The sequence below is a fragment of the Nostoc sp. genome (assembly GCF_036917755.1).
Taxonomy (GTDB): domain Bacteria; phylum Cyanobacteriota; class Cyanobacteriia; order Cyanobacteriales; family Nostocaceae; genus Nostoc.
The window spans coordinates 1-18856 of sequence record NZ_JBALFC010000126.1 but is presented as its reverse complement, the minus strand read 5'-3'; the positions used below and the strand labels follow the sequence as shown (position 1 = coordinate 18856).

Below are 18856 nucleotides of genomic sequence, written 5' to 3'. Positions count from 1 at the left end.
GTTGCTTACGACTCGATTCTATAGCCTAGATTTCAGTTTGAGTAGTCTTAACATTAGAATTTATAGTATTTTTACAGATTCTTAATCAATGCTTCATCCCTGTTCTTCCTTAGAGAAGTGGTATATGTAAGTATGACAGTACGTAATGTGCGTAAATTGTCATTTTTGTGGATATCTGTAAAAAATATGAAACTTAAGATTGTTGCTACTGTCGCCCTGTTAGCTTGTTTCGGGTTTGCAGAGCAGGCTTTTGCGTTAAATCAGCTAGATTTAGATCAGTTGAAGGCAACAAGTGCCTGTCCCCGGTGTAATTTAAGTGGTGCTGACCTAAGTAAACTGAATCTAACTGGAGCAAATTTGCGAGGGGCTGACTTGAGTAGTACTACATTATCTCAAGCTAATCTCACGAATGCTGATCTCACCGGTGCAAATTTAGAAGGTGCGATTCTGAATTCGGCGAATCTCAGTGGTGCTTCCTTAACAGGAGCGAATTTGAAATCAGCATCCCTGGAAAATGCCGACCTATCTTATGCCGGTTTCATCAGCGCCAATTTGGAAGCAGCAAACTTAAAAGATGCCAAATTGCAGTTTACCAATTTTCGGGGAGCAAACTTCCGACTAACAACTCTGGCTAATGGTATCGTCACCTCCGACAAAGCTTATGATTGGTCGTTAGAGCGTCAAAATCTCAGAGAATGTAACGAGTTTAAACCCGAAAATACCCGAGGCACAACCTGTTCTTCAAAATAAACTGGGTATTGGGCATTGGGCATGGTGCATTGGGCATTGGGCATTGGGCATTGGGCATGGGGCATTGGGCATGGGGCATTGGGCATGGGGCATTAATTCTTCTCCCTCATCCCCCTCATCCCCCTCATCTCCCTCATCTCCCTCATCCTTTCCTACCCTCTGTCCTTCTGCTTGTATAGCAAAAGCATTTTCTTTGTTAACAGTTCTTTATCATGGGAAAAAAGCTTGTAGATTAATTTAATCGATGCTTACCCGTATTAAAGACTTAGCAGCAAAATTAGCGCCTCGCTTAATTGAAATTCGCCGCCACATCCACTCTCACCCAGAACTCAGCGGTCAGGAGTACCAAACAGCAGCCTTTGTAGCTGGTGTTTTGTCTTCCAGTGGTCTGCACGTACAAGAGGGAGTTGGCAAAACGGGCGTCATTGGAGAACTGCAAGGCACTAGCGAAAATGACCGTTTATTGGCAATTCGCACCGATATGGATGCCTTGCCAATTCAAGAGGGCACCAATTTGGAATATGCCTCTCGCGCAGAGGGTGTTATGCACGCTTGCGGTCACGATGTCCATACCACTGTGGGGTTAGGAACGGCAATGGTGCTGTCCCAAGTGGCAGAGGAGTTGGGTGGGAAAGTGCGGTTTTTATTTCAGCCCGCCGAGGAAATTGCCCAAGGCGCAAGCTGGATGGTGAAAGATGGGGCGATGGAAAATGTCTCAGCTTTATTAGGGGTTCATGTTTTCCCTTCTATACCCGCAGGATCTATTGGGGTGCGTTACGGGGCATTGACAGCCGCCGCCGATGATTTAGAAATTATGATTATGGGAGAATCTGGGCACGGGGCGCGTCCCCATGAGGCGATTGATGCAATTTGGATTGCTTCCCAAGTCATTACTGCACTGCAACAAGCCATCAGCCGGACGCAGAATCCTTTGCGTCCTGTAGTATTGAGCATCGGGAAGATTAACGGTGGCAGAGCGCCGAATATAATTGCTGATAAAGTGCAGTTATTGGGAACCGTGCGATCGCTCCACCCCGAAACCCGTGCCCATCTTCCGAACTGGATTGAAAACATTGTATCTAATGTTTGCCATACTTACGGAGCAAAGTATCAAGTCAATTATCGCCAGGGCGTACCCAGCGTCCAAAATGATTACGCCCTAACGCAATTGTTACAATCAGCCGCCGAAGAAGCTTGGAGTAGCGATCGCGTTCAAGTCTTACTCGAACCCTCCCTTGGTGCTGAAGATTTTTCGATGTATTTGGAACACGCCCCCGGTTCTATGTTTCGCTTGGGTGTAGGCTACAAAGAAAGAATTATTAACCACCCATTACACCATCCCCAATTTGAAGTCGATGAATCTGCCATTATCACTGGGGTTGTAACTATGGCTTATGCCGCTTATAAATACTGTCAACAAAATTTGTAAACAAAAACTCCCAGCGCTGATGTGCTGGGAGTTTTTGTTTAACTAACCTTTTTTAGCGGATATAGAAAGCTCGAAAGCATCCTACACATTCGATTCGGTAACAACACCGAGTTTTTGTTGAATTCGAGTCTTAGCAGCTTTGAATTCAGTAGCCAGTTGTTCACTTTGCTCAGTGGTCAAGTTGTTGCGAATGGCAGCAAACAGTGTGGTTTCTTCTTGACGAATATGATCGCCGAGAGCATCAAATAGCTGTTTCACTTTATCTTTGAATTGGGGTGAAGATGGGCTGAGAGCCTTAATTTCTTCTAACGCCAGCTTCGCATGAGCTTGTTCGTCAAACAGTTCTTGGGTGTTATCTTGACCGTAGAAAGGACGTACACTTGGATAGACTACTTCCTCTTCAGCTTCAGCGTGAGCAGTTAGATCCTTGTAAATTTGACCGAAGTACTCTTGGATCTTTTGTGGATTCTCGCTTTGCAGGAGTTCGGTAAATAGGGTATTTACCTTGTTGTGATCGAGGCGGATGACATCTTGGATATTTAGATCCTTTTTATCACTGCTTTGGGTAACAGCACTACCTACTACACCAGTTACTGCGGCCAAAGCGTCTTGAACCCGTGCCCAAATTCCTTGATCTGCATCTTGTCCAGTCAGTTCGCGGACGCCCAGAATCTCCAGAATACCTTTGAGTTGCTCTTGGTGAGCGCGATTCTCAAAGTTAATCGTATTCAAAGGTGCGATCGCTAGCAAAATGTCAGCACCAACTTTTTGAGCAGCCTTGTGAACTATCAAGCCACTTATTACTAGTTGATGTTTGAGCAATTCATGCTGAGATACTTTTTCATAAAGGCTCAACTCGGAACCTTTGAACAATTCGCCAGCTTTTTCAATGAATTGTGTAACAGTTTTTTTGGGTTCAGCCTGAATGCCATACTGACCAATTACAGTTTCTAGAACACCAAGATTTTTTTCGTCATCATTGATAAAATTCCGAATGCGATCAGCAATTTCGGCATCAAGTCCTTCTTTCAAAAGCGATTTTTCATTTTCAATTACCAACTGTTGGAGTGCTTTGATACTTGCCAATTTTACAGCAATAGCATTGCGTTTCGTATCATCTAAAGTAGTTACCATCCGTGTTCTCCCCGGCAAAGTGTTCATAATTCTTAACTAATATAAGCTTGACATAGGGGTTAGGTATATTGCCTCTTTCTTTTGAGCGATCGCTCTCACAACTCTGGGTAGATAAACAAAACTTTTCGTTACAAATTCTGCTTTTATACCTTTAGATAGATAATATTTAAATTTGTATTCTATCCCCAGACGGATAAAACTTTAATACTAGTTTTATACACTCATATATATTGTTGATAATTCTAAAAACCCAAATATTAACAATCTAAGATTTGCTTAAGAACGCTCTTTAAATCCACCTCAGTAGGGCGTTTTGCAAATTGGTCATGGCTATAAATCCACACAAGCTTGATTACACAATCAGTTGTATTGACTAAATACATACATTAATCTAATTTATCCTGAAGCGCCTTTGGATACCTTCATCTCTAGCTTGTGAAATGACCATCCTTGAGGTAATTCAATCTTTCCAGGTAAAGGTTCGTTACGAGAATTGATCGGATATTGATCTTCAATTAAATCTTCCAAAACTTCTGCGACAGACTCAACAAAATCCGACCTGTAGGCTTTTGCGAGTTTTTTGAAAGAACGGTTAACTCATCCCCCAGCTTGAAGCCGGGGGCAAATCGAAGTCATTAGTCATTAGTCATTAGTCATTAGTCATTAGTACCAATGACCAATGACTAATGACTAAATCGGCAGGCGGCTATTCCTCCCATCCCTTGAAGGGATGGGATTCCCGCCGATTTTCTTTGAAATTATCGGATTTTTCAATCGAGAAGGGAGTTGAGCCAGTCACGCACTTCTGTTTTCCGAATACGAGTTGATGGTTCCGAAGTACAAGCGTCCTTTAAAATTTCCCGCATTACGAATTGATAGGCAGGATGGTCACGCTCTATTTGGTCTAGTTTTTGATGTCCCAATGCTTTCAAGTCTTCAAGAAGAATTGGCTTAGTTGAGCTAGCTTCAGGTAGCAAACCTTTACGCGCCTTTTTCCAAGGAAACTCCAAGTGGGTCATACCACTAAGTTGATAAGCATGGTAGCCACCGAAATATTCCCATACTTCTTCTAGAAGCTGTCTCTTATCCTCAGCCATCTCTAACACTAATTCTTGACTAGGAATAGGTAATTGTTTAGCTTCAAATTCACTGTAAAACCTGTAAGCTGGAGGACAAACAGGGCCATAGCGCCATGCTTGTATTTCTTCTTCAAACAATGGCTGATCATACATCGCCAAATGTAAGCTTTGCGCGTAATACAGAAGCTTTTGAACCTTCATGTTGGTCATTTCTGCTTCTATACAGTCTTCGTAAGCTCTGATAATGAAGTAGCGAGCTACATTTAGACAATCAATCATAATCAGACTCGCAAATTAAGACTGGTTAACTATCTTAGCTATTTTTAACGGTCACTTACAGATACTATTTTAGTACATTTATACTATTTACGGTGATGTATACTCAGGCGATCGCAATGCAGCCTTGACAAACCTCACCGCAATTGTGACGATTAAGCTAGAATTATTAAAGGTTCTTTACAGAGTTTGCTAATCATACTTAATTCTGTTAAAACAGCCTAGCATTAACAATGTAAATCTCAAAACCCCCTCTAGAGTTCACCAAAAGCTTCTTATGACGCTCCCAATTCGCAACGTCGCCATTATCGCCCACGTTGATCACGGCAAAACCACCCTGGTTGACGCACTCCTCAAACAATCCGGCATTTTCCGCGAAGGCGAAGACGTTCCGGATTGCGTTATGGATTCCAACGCCCTAGAACGGGAACGGGGTATTACTATCCTGTCCAAAAATACAGCAGTTCGCTACAAAGAAACACTAATCAATATTGTTGATACTCCTGGACACGCTGACTTTGGTGGCGAAGTTGAACGCGTACTCGGCATGGTTGACGGATGTCTTCTGATTGTCGATGCCAACGAAGGCCCGATGCCCCAAACTCGTTTTGTCCTGAAAAAAGCTTTAGAAAAAGGGCTGCGCCCCATCGTTATCATCAACAAAATCGACCGTGGTCAAACTGACCCCCACGTTGCTGTCGATAAAGTATTGGATCTGTTCTTGGAATTAGGGGCAGATGAAGACCAGTGTGATTTTACCTATCTGTTTGCCTCCGGTATGGCAGGTTTCGCCAAGGAAAGCTTGGAAGCAGAATCGGTAGATATGCAACCCCTGTTTAATGCGATTCTGCAACACGTTCCACCACCAGTAGGCGACAGCAATAAGCCTTTGCAATTGCAAGTCACAACCCTAGATTATTCTGAATATCTGGGACGGATTGTGATTGGCAGAATTCACAACGGTACTATCCGCTCAGGACAGCAAGCAGCTTTAGTAACAGAAGATGGTACTATTGTCAAGGGTAAAATTACCAAACTGATGGGCTTTGATGGACTGAAGCGCGTAGAGATGGAAGAAGCAACCGCAGGTTATATTGTTGCGGTGGCTGGTTTCGCTGATGCTTATATTGGGGAAACGATTACTGACCCCAATGATCCGCAAGCTTTACCACTAATAAAAGTGGATGAACCAACCTTGCAAATGGCCTTTTGGGTGAATGATTCGCCCTTTGCTGGTCAAGAAGGCAAATTGGTGACATCAAGACAAATACGCGATCGCCTATTCCGCGAACTTGAAACCAACGTTGCTTTGCGTGTTGAAGAAACCGATTCTCCCGATAAATTCCTTGTTTCCGGTCGTGGTGAACTTCACCTGGGTATCTTAATTGAAACCATGCGTCGGGAAGGCTTCGAGTTTCAGGTATCTCAGCCACAGGTAATTTACCGCGAAATCAACGGTCAACCTTGCGAACCTTACGAACTCTTGGTGTTAGACATTCCTGCTGATGGTGTGGGTAGCTGTATTGAACGCCTGGGACAACGCAAAGGCGAAATGCAAGATATGCAACCAGGTAGTGGCGATCGCACCCAACTAGAGTTTGTCATACCCGCCCGTGGTTTGATTGGTTTCCGGGGTGAATTCATGCGGATGACTCGTGGTGAAGGCATCATGAACCACAGCTTCTTGGATTACCGTCAACTCAGTGGCGACATTGAAGCCCGTAACAAAGGCGTTTTAATCTCCTTTGAAGAAGGGGTTTCGACTTTCTACGCCATGAGAAATGCCGAAGATAGAGGAGCATTCTTTATTGTTCCCGGTACAAAGGTTTACAGAGGGATGATTGTAGGAGAACACAATCGTTCGCAAGATTTAGAACTAAATATCTGTAAGACCAAGCAGTTAACTAACCACCGGGCTGCTGGTGGCGATGAACTCGTGCAACTGCAAGCACCGATAGACATGAGTTTAGAGCGTGCTTTGGAATACATTGGCCCCGATGAATTGGTGGAAGTAACACCCCAATCGATTCGTCTGCGGAAGATGTCGAAGAAGTTGGCGAAACGGTAAGTAAAGCAATAACTTAATTGATTTAAAAAGCCCACTGATGTGGGCTTTTTATTTTGTTATTTACAGTTCCCTATCGGGACTTAAACATTTTTTCGGGATAAACAAGCCTCAAACCCATGCAGGGTAAGGGAAATACACCAAATGCTCAAAAACGGCTCAAACCCAGATATATCAATCAACCAAGCAAAACGATGTCAAAGTCTCTCTGTATATAGATTTGAGGCTTTTTTATGGGTGTTTTTTGTCTAAGTCCCACTATCTAATTAGGGATTCGGTTTGCGATGAAAGATCAAATTTTAGGGGATGAAACAGCCCTGCTTTTTAAGGGGGATTTAGGGGGATCTAAAACGTTTTGTTACCGACAAGAGGACTTTTAAAATATCCTCTGACTCTTCGCCCTGATTTCAGGCGTGGAGTATTCTGAATTCTGTTTTCAGCAGGACTTATCATTAATTTTTCTAGTCAACAACTCTCAACAAATAGTTAATTATGCTAGAAACAATTGCTAGCACAATTGAACCTAACAAAGCAGGTAAAAAACCCTGAATCTCAAAACCATAACCAGGAGTTAAGGCACTTGCCAGCCAAAGGGTTAAGGCGTTGATCACTAATGTAAATAAACCAAAGGTGAGTAAGGTAATCGGAAACGTCAAAATCTGCAAAATTGGTCTAATAAATGCATTAACCAGACCAATAACAAGGGCAGCGACCAAGGCAGTCACAAAATTCTTGATAAAGAATCCCGGAACGATATTAGCAGTAATAAATAACGCCACCGCACTACCGAGCCAAGTTAATAAAAAGTGTTGCATAAGTTTTTTTAGAGGAATTAGCAGTTTAATTAATTTGACTATTGCCAGTTGTAATCTGTAACACTATCAGGTGTCGTTGTACTTAGCTCCGAAAGTTGCCATCATCTTTTATCAGCCCAAAAACAATGTAATTTTTCAGCGATCGCAGAGAGAGATAGTTTCAATCAGGGTATCTTTATCGTATTGCAGGATGTACCACGAATTAAATTCATTAAAAATGATCTGAGCAGCAAAACTCCTACAGAGATTGCTCTCGGTCGAAAAACCTCCGTATCTAAAAGAGGGTATATAGCACTAGCAAGTTCCAAAGTCAATAAGGGAACTGGCAAAATTGCACTATAGTGGATGGCAACTTTAGCATCAGCCTAACGCTGTTGGGGCGATCGCCGCAAAAGAACCTCCCAGGTAGAGCCACCAACTACACCGTCAGCTTCTAAACCATACCGCTTTTGTGCAGCTTTCACAGCTTCCTCGGTTGTCACGCCAAAGTCTCCATCGGCATCGCCTTTCAAAAAACCAAGCTTTTTCAGCTGTTGTTGCAACTTAACAACTTCTGAACCACGTAACCCTATACGCAAAATTGGCAATCCTTCTGAGGTGTATTGAACACCAGGGGTTCGCTTAGTAGTTGTGTTTGACTGAGTTGGAGTAGTTGATGTAGTACGATTCGGCGTTTTCCATGTGCTTGAAGTTGTAGCTTTTTTTGGTGTAGCAGGTTTTGGCTCTGGGCTGGTCGCAACAGCTTTTTTTGGGGTAGTAGGTTTTGGCTTGGGGCTGGTCGGAACTTGTGTTACAGCTTTTTTTGGGGTAGTAGGTTTTGGTTGAGGGCTAGCCGCAACTGCTGTTACAGCTTGTCTTGGGGCGTTGGGATTAGGATTTGCAACGTTAGTGAGGTTGCTAGCCTGGGTTGGAACAGGAAAATTCGTGGTTGAGTTAAATCTTGGCTGGGATGAAGGGACGGTTGATGCTGCTACCGATTCATTAGGGAAAAGTCGTTGCCAAGTGCTGGCATCAACAACGCCATCTGGATTTAAGCCAGCTGCTTGTTTAAAGCGGGAAACAGCACTGGCCGTATTCTCACTATATACACCATCGACGGCACCAGAATAATAACCCAAAAGTTTTAAAGCTCCTTGAAGTTCAGATACGCGTTCGCCTTGACTACCAACTTTCAGGGTAGGGCGGTTGATCGCAACTCCAGGATTTACTTGGGCAATTTTTTGTGGTGCAGCTATTGAAACTACAGGCATTGAGGCAATCAAGAGAGGCGTGGTGGAGAACAAGAGTATTTCAATGGCTGATAAAGATTTAGAGCTTTTTGTCCACCAACCTTTTTGCCGTTTTTCCATCCTACAGCGATTTACAGTTGGATCTAGTAATTTTAAGTAACTCAAAATACTTGCTGTCAGGCTGCTTTGCATGGAATTTACTCCCAGAATATTCTCATGCTAATAGTACAGCCGCTTGGTCTAAAAAACAGCTGCATTTACGATGTCTTTGACGGTCACTGAGCTTTGTCGTTCGCGCAGCGTCTCGTAGAGAAGTGCGGGCGTAGCTGCGGCACACAATCCAATATCTCTAACCGTTCTCAAAAAAGAGAGAATTAAGGCAAAGCTATAAGATCGCATTATTAATTGCTTCTTCTTGACCAACTAAAGATAAGTAAGGTGATTTTAAATACTTACAAGCTGAAGCGATCGCATCTTTGGCACTCACAGCCGCAATCAATTCTTGAAACTTTGTATCAAAATCAATTCCTAAGCCCAAAATTTCATACCAGCCGTATATCTGAGCAATTTGCCCATTCGTTTGTTTACCCAAGGCGTACTGCCCCAGGATCTTGTTTTTAGCAGCTTGGAGTGCGCTTTCGGTGACTTCGGCGGTAGACAATAAATCTACTTCTGTACGCAGTCCTTCCAGGGCGATGCTGGTATTTTCCGGTGCTGTACCCATGTAAACCACAAATGACGCTGGAAATAGCCTTGTGGAGTAAAAGGCAGATACTTCGTAAGCTAAACCTCTTTTTTCTCGTAATTCCACAAACAAGCGACTAGAAAGCCCATTTCCCAAGTAGGTACACAGCAACTTCAGTGGGGCGTAGTCAACAGAACTCACCGATGTTCCCAAATAACCAAGCATGACGATTGATTGTTGTGTCTGTATTGGCTTCACCCTTACTTGTGGTTCCACCTTAATCTCAGGTAAACTCAGTATTGGCAGTGCTTGGGCTGTAGTTTGCCAATCACCAAAAACTTCTTCCACCAATGCGACTGCATCTGTAGATGTGACTCTACCAGCAATACTAATTACTAGATTATCTGGACGAAAATAAGTTTGGTGATACTCCACTAAATCCGCACGAGTTAAGCGGCTCATGGTGGTTTCATCACCCAGCACTGACATAGAGTAGGGATGATTTTGGTACATTACCTGCCGCATTTGTTCAAAGGCGACATTGAACGGTTGCTCTTTTTGGGAACGAATATCTTGGAGTGCTAAACGCCGTTCTAGTTCCACTTCAGCTTCGGGAAAAGTCGGCGATCGCAAAATCCGTCCCGCCAATGTTAAAATTTCTGCAAAATCGGATGTTACAGTTTTGAAAGATAGCAAAAAATAATCAGTACTGGCATCTGCACTCAAACTCGCCCCTACAGACTCGACAATTTCGGCAATTTCCAAACTAGAAAGACCATCGCACCCCTTTGTCATCACTGCTGATAGCAAATGTGCCAAACCTGCTTGCTCCCGGTTTTCGTGACAACTACCAGCACGCACAAAGATTCGCGCCGCAACAATATCAGCAGCAGGATTTTCTGCCACCAGCACGACAATGCCATTGTTCAATACGGTGCGATGGATAGGAGATTTTTGCAGCAAGGTTGTCATTTGTCCTTTGTCCTTTGTCATTTGTCATTTGTCATTTGTGAAAAACTAATGCCCCATGCCCCATGCCCCATGCCCCATGCCCAATGCCCAATGCCCCATGCCCCATGCCCCATGCCCCATGCCCAATGCCCAATGCCCAATGCCCAATGCCTAACACGGTTTAAGTACAGTAACCGCATAATTCTGCGGTGAAAGATACTGTTTAGCTAACTTTTGCAGTTCTTGGGCATCAAAAGACTGAATCTGCTGGGGATATGTCACAGCTAATTCAGCTTGGGCGATGGTATTGTAATACCCATAAAGCCCTGTCAACTGATTTGGCGTTTCGGTAGAAAACGCATACTCATTACATAGCAGCCTGCGTGTACGGGCAAGTTCCTGTTCACTAATTCCTCTAGTCTGCAAATCATCCAAATGAGCGCAAATTAAGCACTCAACTTTCTCCAAATTTTCTGGTTCCAACCAAGCAGTTATTGTAAATAAACTTGATTCCCGTTGTAGAGAAAAACTACTGCAAATTCCCTGTACCAATTGCAAATCTTCTCGCAAATCGCGCACTAAACGCGAAGTCCGCCCTTCTGCCAATAACACCGACAACAAATCTAAACCATAACCAGTGCGGATTGACTCTACTCCGGGTACTAGCCACGCCATCAACAATCGCGCTTGCTCTATGCGTGGTAAACACAGTTCTTGACGCTGAATTCCTGTTATCACTGGCTTTGCCACTTTCTCAAACTGCGGACAATTCGAGCGTTCGGAAAAATCAGCAAATGAATGATTTAGCATTTCCCAAGCTGGTTGCTGGGCTATACCTCCAGCAATTACCACCGTCATGTTTTCCGGCTGATAGTAAGTGCGGTGAAAACAACGCATTGCTTCTGGTGACTGCTGCATCAGTTCTTGCTCAGTACCCAGCACCGAACGTCCGTAAGGGTGATGTTGATAGATGCTTTGAATCAGAGCTTGGAATCCTATCCAGTCGGAATCGTCTTGACAAGAGCGAATTTCCTCTAGCACCACGTCCCGTTCGCGGCTAAATTCATCTTCTGGAATTGCCGCATTCAGCAGTAGTTCTCCCAAGTAGGGCAGAGTATCTTTTAAATAAGGGGCAGCTGTGGTCAGCGAATAATGAGCATAATCATAACTTGTCGCCGCATTACTCACGCCACCCCGGTTTTCAACTTTATAATCGAACATTCCAGGGGGTAGCGTCGCTGTACCTTTAAAAATCATGTGTTCTAAAAAGTGCGCCATGCCGAACCAGGGTTTTGGCTCTAGGCTTGCTCCAGCCCGCACCCAAACATCCGCCACAACTACAGGGGTAGTGGGAATTTCTTGATGAATAAAGGTTAAACCACTCTCTAGTCGGAAGACCGAGGCTGGAAATACGCTATTAGTTAGTTGTTTTAACAATTTTTTGTAGCTTTAACCACAATTTCAGATAATTTTGTTATCTTAACTCTGAACGATACCTAATTTAGAATCAAGTTATACAGATTTTGTTTTTATCACCAGCTATTGCTAACTTCAGTAGACCTAACTCTTTTGTAAGTTGACAAAATAATCAGGGTTTGTGCCGATGTTTCTGGGACTGACAACAGCAAGCACAAGCGATCGCAGAAGAAATTTTTTACAATCCTATTGCTCAAAAAACTGTATCATAAAGTACTATATTTTAGCGATGAACTTTTCAGTTTACTGATTATTGGCTTTTATGGTAGCCTACCACGCCATTTCTTTGGATCTTGAGAAGAGATAATCTTCTAAGCACCATACTGTCTACTACGAATTCGCTCCTTAACTTCTTCCCAGGAACTACCTGAGTCAGGATTTTGTAAATAGGTTGCTTTTCTCTTAGCAAGTTCTTCTTTTTGCCAGTCAAGCACAGGAATTTGCTCTGGAACTTGGGCAATGCTATCCCATAAGTCTTCAACAAGCTGCAATTTTTTTTCCTGAGAGGGTTAACTCAAAAATCTGAGTGAACTCTGCGTTCATACCAACCTCGTTCAGTGACTAGCCATTTTGTTCTAAGTCTATCACCAGTAGATCGAAAACTTTGTACCTTACTCAACCGATAACCGCTATATAAGTTTTTCTGATTTAAATAATTAAAGCTCCCAAGTTGTAACTGACTTTGGGAGCTAATAATTTTAAGTTCACCGCGACGCCGTTTTACCTAAGTTTATGACCTGGTTTAACCAGGTGGGAACCTAAATTCCTCGTTTAAAGTTTCCGGGTACATGCCCGGTTTACTGCCACGAGAACTGTTTGACTCCCTTGTCTTTAAAGGCATAGATCAAAAAACTTGATGGCAGTCACCAACGTCGTAGTGCAACTCACTCATTATAACTTTCAAAAAGATGTTGTGTGTTCAATATCGAAAGTTTCTGAAAAATTTACCTGGGATACCAGATGGATTCTATGGTGTGGGCGATCGCTGCGCCGACACTGTTGGCATACGCACTTCCCGACTCTATATTTTGATTATCCAGCAAAACGGTGACATGTCCCAACTTTCGCCCCGGACGTGATTCTGTCTTCCCATACCAATGAAGGTGCGCTTGGGGAATTTCTGCTATTTGTTGACGCTGGCTTTGGTAGTCGCTGTGAGAATTTTCATACCCCAGTAAGTTCACCATCACAGCGCCAGCACACTGCAAAGCCGGATTTCCCAAAGGTAAACCACAAACGGCTCTCAGGTGTTGCTCAAACTGAGAAGTTTCGCAAGCATCTAGGGAAAAATGCCCAGAATTGTGAGTACGGGGCGCAATTTCATTTACCAGGATTTTGCCATCAGCACCCAGAAATAACTCAATTCCAAAAATTCCCACTACTTCTAGGCTATTTAATAGAGTATGTGCGATCGCTTGGATTTCTGCTACTTGATTGGGCGTAATCTGGGCTGGCGCAATCACCCGCCGACACACTTGTTGTTCTTGTTGGGTTTCCACCACTGGATAAGTTACAATTTCTCCCTCCACAGAACGCGCTGCAATTATTGCTAGTTCTCGTTCAAATGGGACAAATTCTTCTAACAAGAAAAGTGATTGATTTAAAGTTAGCTTTTGCTCTAAAGTAGCAAAATCCTGAATTATGAAAGTACCCTGACCATCATAACCGTGGCGTCGGGATTTGAGGACTAGGGGGAAACCTAGATATTCTATTTTTGATTTAAGATTTTCTGCCTCGTCAAGGGCGAAAAATTGAGGAACTGGTAAGCCCAAGTCGCGTAAATAGCAACGCTGATGATATTTATCTAAAAGAGGAGCTAAAGCTTCTAATCTGGGACGGAAACAAACATCTTGTTGTGCTAAAAGAGATAAAGCTTGCAGGTTAACAAATTCGTTTTCAAAGGTAATGACATCGCATTTTTGAGCTAATATCTCTGTAGCACTGGCATCATCTACCGGGGCGAAAACGATTTCCTGGGCAATTGACACGGCCGGGTCGTGTTCACTAGGAGTTTGTATGACCAATGCTACTCCTAGCTTCTGTGCTGCATCCGCCATCATCCAGGCAAGTTGTCCGCCACCAATTACACCAACACGCTTCATTGACATCCTAGAGAATCACGAGTTTGCACGCCTGTTTTGGAATTCACACCACTGGCTTTACCGCACAGTTCTTTGATTTGCGCCCTATCTAAAATTGCATCTGTAAAATCTGCACCGTCGATATTCACATCATTAAAGATGGCGCGCAGCAAAAGAGCTTCTTTGAAAACTGCATCGCTCAAATCAGCCTTAGTCAAGTTTACCTGATCAACCATTGCATTAGTTAAATCTGCTCCGTGGAGATTTGCTTTTGTCATCACCGAAGCGCTCATGACTGCTCCCCGCAAGTCAGCATTTGCAAAGTTAGCCAGTTCCATATTGGCGTTAGAAAACTCCGCAGCTTGTAAACTTTCACCAGAAAAATCACGTCTTGACAACTCTGCATTGCTAAATGACAGTGGATGAGTCCAGTCTACTGCCAATGCGGGATCAGCCACGCACCAGATAATAATTCCTAGAAGGAACGCCAACCCTTGCCGCCAAAATATATCGAGAGTCAATTTGGTGTCTAATCGCTGCATTTTAGCTTACCGCATTTGAATATTAGCAAGACTGGCTTATCCTAATTGAGACTCGCAGCCTTGCTACCCGACTTGGGGAATGTGTCTTTCCCTTGCTTAATATTTTGTAACGCAAAAACGGCATAGGTGTAGCCCTTCGCGGACATCACTTCTTACCTTTAGCTAAAGAGCGACAACATTAGGAGCGATCGCACTCAGTATATAGCGTTTGGGTAGCAACTGAGGTACACTCAAATCTTTTTTTACCAAGGTTAGTAACTTTTAAAACGTACCTCACCAAGTCGGGAACCACTATATTCACACATCACGCGCTTTGAAAAAATTATAGATAGCAAGGGCAATGGCTAAAAGCAATACTGCATGAATTAAATTTCCAGCAATATGAAGTGCCAGTCCTAATGCCCAAAAAGCAATCAGTACAACAACAATACCCCAAAGTATACTCAACATATATTTGCTCTAAGTCTAGTAAGTTTTAATTTTCTCATAGATTTTACTCCTAGCTTCACTTTGATTCTATTTATCCTCAGAGAGGTATATAAATTTAAATCATCTTTCTTGAGAAAGAAAATTAATTACATGGGCAATTATCGCAATTTGCGATTACTGCTTTTTACTTATCAGCACCTGTTGGTAGCAATGGGTCAACTAGAGCATCACACGGTCGGCAATACTTTTCAGTTCAGCGTAAACTACTCCCTGATGTTTTGGGTAACAGAGAAGTATTAAGATACCATGCATTTCTGGAAAAGAGATTGTGGCATGTGTAGTCAGAGAGCAAATAGCACTTGATGCTCAATTTAGCTTAAGGGGGTCTAATGATTGATCGCTTTGTGAATTTAATTTTTATCGATTCCTTTGCCCTGGTAATTAATTTGACGTTTGGTACATTGCTTCGCACTAAAATCTGCAACTATTCATGGGATGGAATTGTAGGTGATGAGCTTTCAACACCAGAAAGTAGCGATAGTTCTTCTGAATCGCCACCATCCTTAGAGGAAGTAGATACAACCACTTCTATTTCATGAAGCCAGCCTGCTATTGTATCGAACGCGATTGCAATCGGGGCAATGCCGTTATGCAATCGCTCGAAAGTCAAACAGAACTTACGCAAACAATAGCCGAAACCCTCATTTTCTTCTTAGGGGCAATTCATGAATTGCCCCTGAGCGCCTAACTCTAAAGGAATGGTTTAGCCGGATAAAGCAATGTCTATGATGGGCTATTCGGTGACACTCGTTAATTTGTTCACAATTCTTCATTTTTAGATTTGAATTTCAGGACATGAAGAGTTTTCTTGAGCAGTAATACTCACTAACTTATTTACATAACTTTACTTGAAAACTTGAAAGTAAAGTTTATTGTCTTTCAAAGTAAACAGATCCGATCAACTGTTAATCTTTTAATTAATCAAAGCAAGGTTTGAGCGTAATTATATGCGTCTCAATTGCTTAACAAAGCTTAAAAGTCCGATAATTAGCGTTAATCTTATAACGATTAGTTGGTTCTTCAGGAATCTCCAAGAGTTTACATTCACCAAGTACACAACTTCCACAAACCGAACTCCGAAACCCGATGATGAATCATTACTCACTTCAATGGATTGAGGCATGGTGCCAAGAAAATGGTTGGACAGATTTATTTGTAGAGCGACGTAACAATTTCTGGGCTTTCCCTCCGGGTGGGGTAATGCCGGAACCAATTCCAGTTCATGTTCTCAGATTGATTAAAGCCGAAAAGGGATTGACTTTTGAAGAACGATTGTGGTCGATGTCCGCAGTAATTGGCACAATCTTAGCTGTTTTTTTTACCTTTTGGTTTCAGTCGCCGATGCCATTAGTTTTAGCTTTTGCTTTTAACGCGGTTACGGTGGCTCAATTTGAACTTGAAGATGCCTAAATTCTTATTTTGGACTTTGCTATTAAAAACTGCTCTTGTCTACTTTCAGCAAGAGCAGTTTTTAATTTCAGAAAAAGAGACTAAATCACCACAGTTTCAGCTAAAGATTATTAGTTACTAATTATCGATTGACCAATGCAGCTTCTAAAATTTTGATTCTTTGTTAGCACACAAACGCGTAGCAGTAGCGTTAGCGACTACGAGCATCACCCGAAGCGCTTGCTGTTAGGCATCGCAGCAGAAAACCCCATCGACAAGCATTAAAAGAATTTTATTCGTTGGCTGATCACCTAGTATTAGCATTTGACAAGCACATTAGTCACATTGCTGCGAAACTGCACCATCGCTTCACTCGCACCAAAATGTGTTGCAATCTGAGGTAACAGCATCTTTCGTTGTGTTGCCCATAATAAACCACGTTTGGGAATTTGAAGGCATCCCCCCAGATATGTTGCTTCATCTTCGTTGTTTTGTTTACGTTTTGGTAGTCCGGTTACAGGATCAAAGCCAACACGTTTATGATTCAGCAACACATGAGCTATTTCATGCATCAGATTTGATTCATATCGTGCAGGTGCATGACCGGGGTTGTATACAATCCAGAGCGGGCGATCGCTTATAATCGCTCCTGACCACCCATCACTAGCAAGTAATACCGCTACTTGCTCTGGCTCAAAATTTGTCACCTGATCTGGTGTAAAAAGTGTTGCTCCTAGCTTGGCTGCTAGAGTGTCTGCGGGTAATGGTTCAAACGATCGCACTCGAAGTAAGCTTCGTTGTTCAGTTGCGATCACTTCACAGCGTTGCCTAAATTCCGACGATAGACTTTGAATTAATGACATATCTTTAGGGATCTTACTTCAATTCGCCATCATTTTGAGACAAATCGCGATAGGCTGCTTTAACTAAAGATGCTAAAGCATTGGCGATCGCTGGATCAAGGTTTTTGTCAGCCCGTAGTTGAATAGCGATCGCTTCAGGCGTATCCAGTTGATCCTCCTCTGAGGTTCTAAACAACTCCGCAGGTGGCACTTCTAGCCAGTTACAAAGTGCCAGAAAAGTTTCCATATCCGGCATTTTCCCACTCTCTACTCGTGAAAGAGTGGATGGACTAACATTACCAATCTCCGCCGATGTTTCCCGTAGTCCTCTGCTGCCGCGTTTTTTGCGGACTAGGCTTGCTAACCGTTCTATATCTAGATAACTTCCCATTCCTTTGCTCCTGTCTCACAAAAGAATAAATTGTTTCTTGCTTGACACAAAATAAATAATGCTGTACGGTTTATGAAACAAATGTATCACGGATGAAAAAATTCGTATTGTTAAAAAAATCCTCTAAATGATGGATTACCTTTAATGAAAAGTGATGAATTTAATAGCCTCGTTCTTGGTTTAGCAGAGTTTGTCCGTCGAGATGGCAGGTATCCATATCCTGAACTGCTTCGTCATGCTCTTAATAAACTAGCTCTAGAGGTAACGGCCGTAACTTATCCGCGTACTTTAACAGGTCTTTTAGGTTTACTCGAAAAACCTGTGAAAACTTGGTATCCACAGCGCTTACTACCAAAAGAGTTTGACTCAGATTTTGGTTTGCTCTACGAAGGGGGATTAAGCGAAGAAGCAAGTCGATACTTATATGAGGAATTGCTTGAGCAAGGCAAAATACCTGAGTTCGCCACTGCTGCAACTAAGCAGATGGCAATAGAGAATTTTTCTTTTAAGAAAATTTTGCAAAGTTTGCAAGAAGTGTACAACAACGATAACGATCCTGAGCGCATTCAACAAGAATATGTTTTGTTGCGTCGATTTTTGATTGAGAATCCATACACAACTTCGGCGCAACTTCGCAAGGTATTTTCCAAGACCCGATATATTGATACTCAAGAAGTCGGCGAACTCTACGAAAATTGTCAAGTAGATGAGCTTTGCTGGAATTGCGATCGCTGCGGCCCTTTGTTTAAAAAGTATGGAAAGCTACGTGGTATTAAACCCAGTGCTTGCAACGATCATCGCCAAAATTTGCCCTTTATTCGACAAATCACCTGGAAACAAGGGTTGCGTCGTCTGAAGTTTGGTATCCATTTGCGTATTTGTTTACCGGGTATACCTGAGATGCGCTTATTTAAAGTGTTGGAAGAACTTCAAAGCAAATACTCAGATCAGCTATGTGCCATCCATCTTTATCCAGGCATTGATCGCTATGACTTACAACTACGCTTCTGTGACCAATCAACCTGGGCTGTGGATATTAAAGATTACCGAAGCCCCTACAATTTAGCACCAAAGCTGACACCTCTATTTGGTGAGGGCGATCTGCGTTATGACGAAAGCTTTTATGTCATTCCTATCCAACTGGAGTTTAGACTAAAAGCGATATGAGAGAACGCAAATCAAATAGAATTACAGATTAAAAATATTATCTTGTCAGGCTTAAAGTATCCGCGA

At 42.7% G+C, this 18856-nt stretch carries 17 protein-coding genes, 1 other RNA gene and 1 pseudogene; 6 read left to right on the top strand and 13 right to left on the bottom strand.

Annotated elements, in window-relative coordinates; all coding sequences use genetic code 11:
- The first annotated feature begins 186 nt into the window (after window positions 1–186).
- A complete protein-coding gene (locus V7L05_RS27700) occupies window positions 187–750 on the top strand; it encodes a pentapeptide repeat-containing protein (protein ID WP_335168968.1) in 564 nt (187 codons plus the stop codon).
- A gap of 244 nt (window positions 751–994) precedes the next feature.
- A complete protein-coding gene (locus V7L05_RS27695; protein WP_335168942.1) occupies window positions 995–2179 on the top strand; it encodes a M20 family metallopeptidase in 1185 nt (394 codons plus the stop codon).
- Between the two features lie 81 nt (window positions 2180–2260).
- Here V7L05_RS27695 and V7L05_RS27690 read toward each other — a convergent pair whose 3' ends face one another.
- Window positions 2261–3313, bottom strand: coding sequence for a hemerythrin domain-containing protein (locus V7L05_RS27690; RefSeq protein ID WP_335168940.1), 1053 nt, complete (start codon window positions 3311–3313; stop codon window positions 2261–2263).
- A gap of 770 nt (window positions 3314–4083) precedes the next feature.
- Window positions 4084–4671 (bottom strand): Panacea domain-containing protein, encoded by a 588-nt coding sequence (locus tag V7L05_RS27685; protein ID WP_335168938.1) that lies wholly within the window; start codon window positions 4669–4671, stop codon window positions 4084–4086.
- A 274-nt stretch (window positions 4672–4945) separates the two neighbouring features.
- Between V7L05_RS27685 and typA the strand changes: the two genes are divergently transcribed.
- A complete protein-coding gene (gene typA / locus V7L05_RS27680) occupies window positions 4946–6736 on the top strand; it encodes a translational GTPase TypA (protein ID WP_335168936.1) in 1791 nt (596 codons plus the stop codon).
- Between the two features lie 458 nt (window positions 6737–7194).
- Here typA and V7L05_RS27675 read toward each other — a convergent pair whose 3' ends face one another.
- The 9 genes and pseudogenes from V7L05_RS27675 to V7L05_RS27635 all read right to left on the bottom strand — a co-directional run bounded on the left by V7L05_RS27675 (window position 7195) and on the right by V7L05_RS27635 (window position 14962).
- Window positions 7195–7548, bottom strand: a complete 354-nt coding sequence (locus V7L05_RS27675; RefSeq protein ID WP_335168934.1) for a phage holin family protein — start codon at window positions 7546–7548, stop codon at window positions 7195–7197.
- A 365-nt stretch (window positions 7549–7913) separates the two neighbouring features.
- Entirely contained in the window at window positions 7914–8969 is a 1056-nt protein-coding gene (locus tag V7L05_RS27670) for a peptidoglycan-binding domain-containing protein (RefSeq protein ID WP_335168933.1), read from the bottom strand.
- A gap of 193 nt (window positions 8970–9162) precedes the next feature.
- Window positions 9163–10434: a M16 family metallopeptidase gene (locus tag V7L05_RS27665; protein ID WP_335168966.1), complete on the bottom strand. Its 1272-nt coding sequence runs from the start codon at window positions 10432–10434 to the stop codon at window positions 9163–9165.
- Window positions 10435–10584: 150 nt separating this feature from the next.
- Window positions 10585–11850 (bottom strand): M16 family metallopeptidase, encoded by a 1266-nt coding sequence (locus tag V7L05_RS27660; RefSeq protein ID WP_335168931.1) that lies wholly within the window; start codon window positions 11848–11850, stop codon window positions 10585–10587.
- A 350-nt stretch (window positions 11851–12200) separates the two neighbouring features.
- A pseudogene (locus V7L05_RS27655) lies at window positions 12201–12383 on the bottom strand (addiction module protein); the annotation flags it as partial.
- A gap of 206 nt (window positions 12384–12589) precedes the next feature.
- Window positions 12590–12773, bottom strand: a non-coding RNA gene (gene ssrS / locus V7L05_RS27650) — 6S RNA.
- 60 nt (window positions 12774–12833) lie between these two features.
- Complete coding sequence (locus tag V7L05_RS27645) at window positions 12834–13991, bottom strand: 5-(carboxyamino)imidazole ribonucleotide synthase (protein ID WP_335168964.1); 1158 nt, start codon at window positions 13989–13991, stop codon at window positions 12834–12836.
- The gene (locus V7L05_RS27640) at window positions 13988–14512 is read right to left on the bottom strand and encodes a pentapeptide repeat-containing protein (RefSeq protein WP_335168928.1); all 525 of its coding nucleotides are present in this window, start codon (window positions 14510–14512) and stop codon (window positions 13988–13990) included. The genes V7L05_RS27645 and V7L05_RS27640 overlap by 4 nt, the downstream gene beginning before the upstream one ends.
- A 297-nt stretch (window positions 14513–14809) precedes the next feature.
- Window positions 14810–14962: a lmo0937 family membrane protein gene (locus V7L05_RS27635; RefSeq protein WP_096607063.1), complete on the bottom strand. Its 153-nt coding sequence runs from the start codon at window positions 14960–14962 to the stop codon at window positions 14810–14812.
- Between the two features lie 368 nt (window positions 14963–15330).
- Between V7L05_RS27635 and V7L05_RS27630 the strand changes: the two genes are divergently transcribed.
- Both V7L05_RS27630 and V7L05_RS27625 read left to right on the top strand, forming a co-directional pair.
- Window positions 15331–15540 (top strand): hypothetical protein, encoded by a 210-nt coding sequence (locus V7L05_RS27630; RefSeq protein ID WP_335168925.1) that lies wholly within the window; start codon window positions 15331–15333, stop codon window positions 15538–15540.
- Between the two features lie 547 nt (window positions 15541–16087).
- The gene (locus tag V7L05_RS27625; protein ID WP_334951885.1) at window positions 16088–16411 is read left to right on the top strand and encodes a hypothetical protein; all 324 of its coding nucleotides are present in this window, start codon (window positions 16088–16090) and stop codon (window positions 16409–16411) included.
- Between the two features lie 296 nt (window positions 16412–16707).
- Here V7L05_RS27625 and V7L05_RS27620 read toward each other — a convergent pair whose 3' ends face one another.
- Together V7L05_RS27620 and V7L05_RS27615 are read right to left on the bottom strand one after the other, a co-directional pair.
- Window positions 16708–17253, bottom strand: a complete 546-nt coding sequence (locus tag V7L05_RS27620) for an ImmA/IrrE family metallo-endopeptidase (RefSeq protein ID WP_335168923.1) — start codon at window positions 17251–17253, stop codon at window positions 16708–16710.
- A 13-nt stretch (window positions 17254–17266) separates the two neighbouring features.
- Entirely contained in the window at window positions 17267–17623 is a 357-nt protein-coding gene (locus tag V7L05_RS27615) for a helix-turn-helix domain-containing protein (RefSeq protein ID WP_335168921.1), read from the bottom strand.
- Window positions 17624–17767: 144 nt separating this feature from the next.
- Between V7L05_RS27615 and V7L05_RS27610 the strand changes: the two genes are divergently transcribed.
- Window positions 17768–18790 carry a restriction endonuclease-related protein gene (locus V7L05_RS27610; RefSeq protein ID WP_335168919.1) on the top strand — a complete coding sequence of 341 codons (1023 nt, stop codon included), beginning with the start codon at window positions 17768–17770 and terminating at the stop codon, window positions 18788–18790.
- The last annotated feature ends 66 nt before the right edge of the window (window positions 18791–18856 follow it).

Bases quoted from the DNA above. Each gene is read 5' to 3' on its own strand.
- V7L05_RS27700 (WP_335168968.1), top strand. From the start codon at position 187: ATGAAACTTAAGATTGTTGCTACTGTCGCCCTGTTAGCTTGTTTCGGG.
- V7L05_RS27695 (WP_335168942.1), top strand. From the start codon at position 995: ATGCTTACCCGTATTAAAGACTTAGCAGCAAAATTAGCGCCTCGCTTA.
- V7L05_RS27690 (WP_335168940.1), bottom strand. From the start codon at position 3,313: ATGGTAACTACTTTAGATGATACGAAACGCAATGCTATTGCTGTAAAA.
- V7L05_RS27685 (WP_335168938.1), bottom strand. From the start codon at position 4,671: ATGATTGATTGTCTAAATGTAGCTCGCTACTTCATTATCAGAGCTTAC.
- typA (WP_335168936.1), top strand. From the start codon at position 4,946: ATGACGCTCCCAATTCGCAACGTCGCCATTATCGCCCACGTTGATCAC.
- V7L05_RS27675 (WP_335168934.1), bottom strand. From the start codon at position 7,548: ATGCAACACTTTTTATTAACTTGGCTCGGTAGTGCGGTGGCGTTATTT.
- V7L05_RS27670 (WP_335168933.1), bottom strand. From the start codon at position 8,969: ATGCAAAGCAGCCTGACAGCAAGTATTTTGAGTTACTTAAAATTACTA.
- V7L05_RS27665 (WP_335168966.1), bottom strand. From the start codon at position 10,434: ATGACAACCTTGCTGCAAAAATCTCCTATCCATCGCACCGTATTGAAC.
- V7L05_RS27645 (WP_335168964.1), bottom strand. From the start codon at position 13,991: ATGAAGCGTGTTGGTGTAATTGGTGGCGGACAACTTGCCTGGATGATG.
- V7L05_RS27640 (WP_335168928.1), bottom strand. From the start codon at position 14,512: ATGCAGCGATTAGACACCAAATTGACTCTCGATATATTTTGGCGGCAA.
- V7L05_RS27635 (WP_096607063.1), bottom strand. From the start codon at position 14,962: ATGTTGAGTATACTTTGGGGTATTGTTGTTGTACTGATTGCTTTTTGG.
- V7L05_RS27630 (WP_335168925.1), top strand. From the start codon at position 15,331: ATGATTGATCGCTTTGTGAATTTAATTTTTATCGATTCCTTTGCCCTG.
- V7L05_RS27625 (WP_334951885.1), top strand. From the start codon at position 16,088: ATGATGAATCATTACTCACTTCAATGGATTGAGGCATGGTGCCAAGAA.
- V7L05_RS27620 (WP_335168923.1), bottom strand. From the start codon at position 17,253: ATGTCATTAATTCAAAGTCTATCGTCGGAATTTAGGCAACGCTGTGAA.
- V7L05_RS27615 (WP_335168921.1), bottom strand. From the start codon at position 17,623: ATGGGAAGTTATCTAGATATAGAACGGTTAGCAAGCCTAGTCCGCAAA.
- V7L05_RS27610 (WP_335168919.1), top strand. From the start codon at position 17,768: ATGAAAAGTGATGAATTTAATAGCCTCGTTCTTGGTTTAGCAGAGTTT.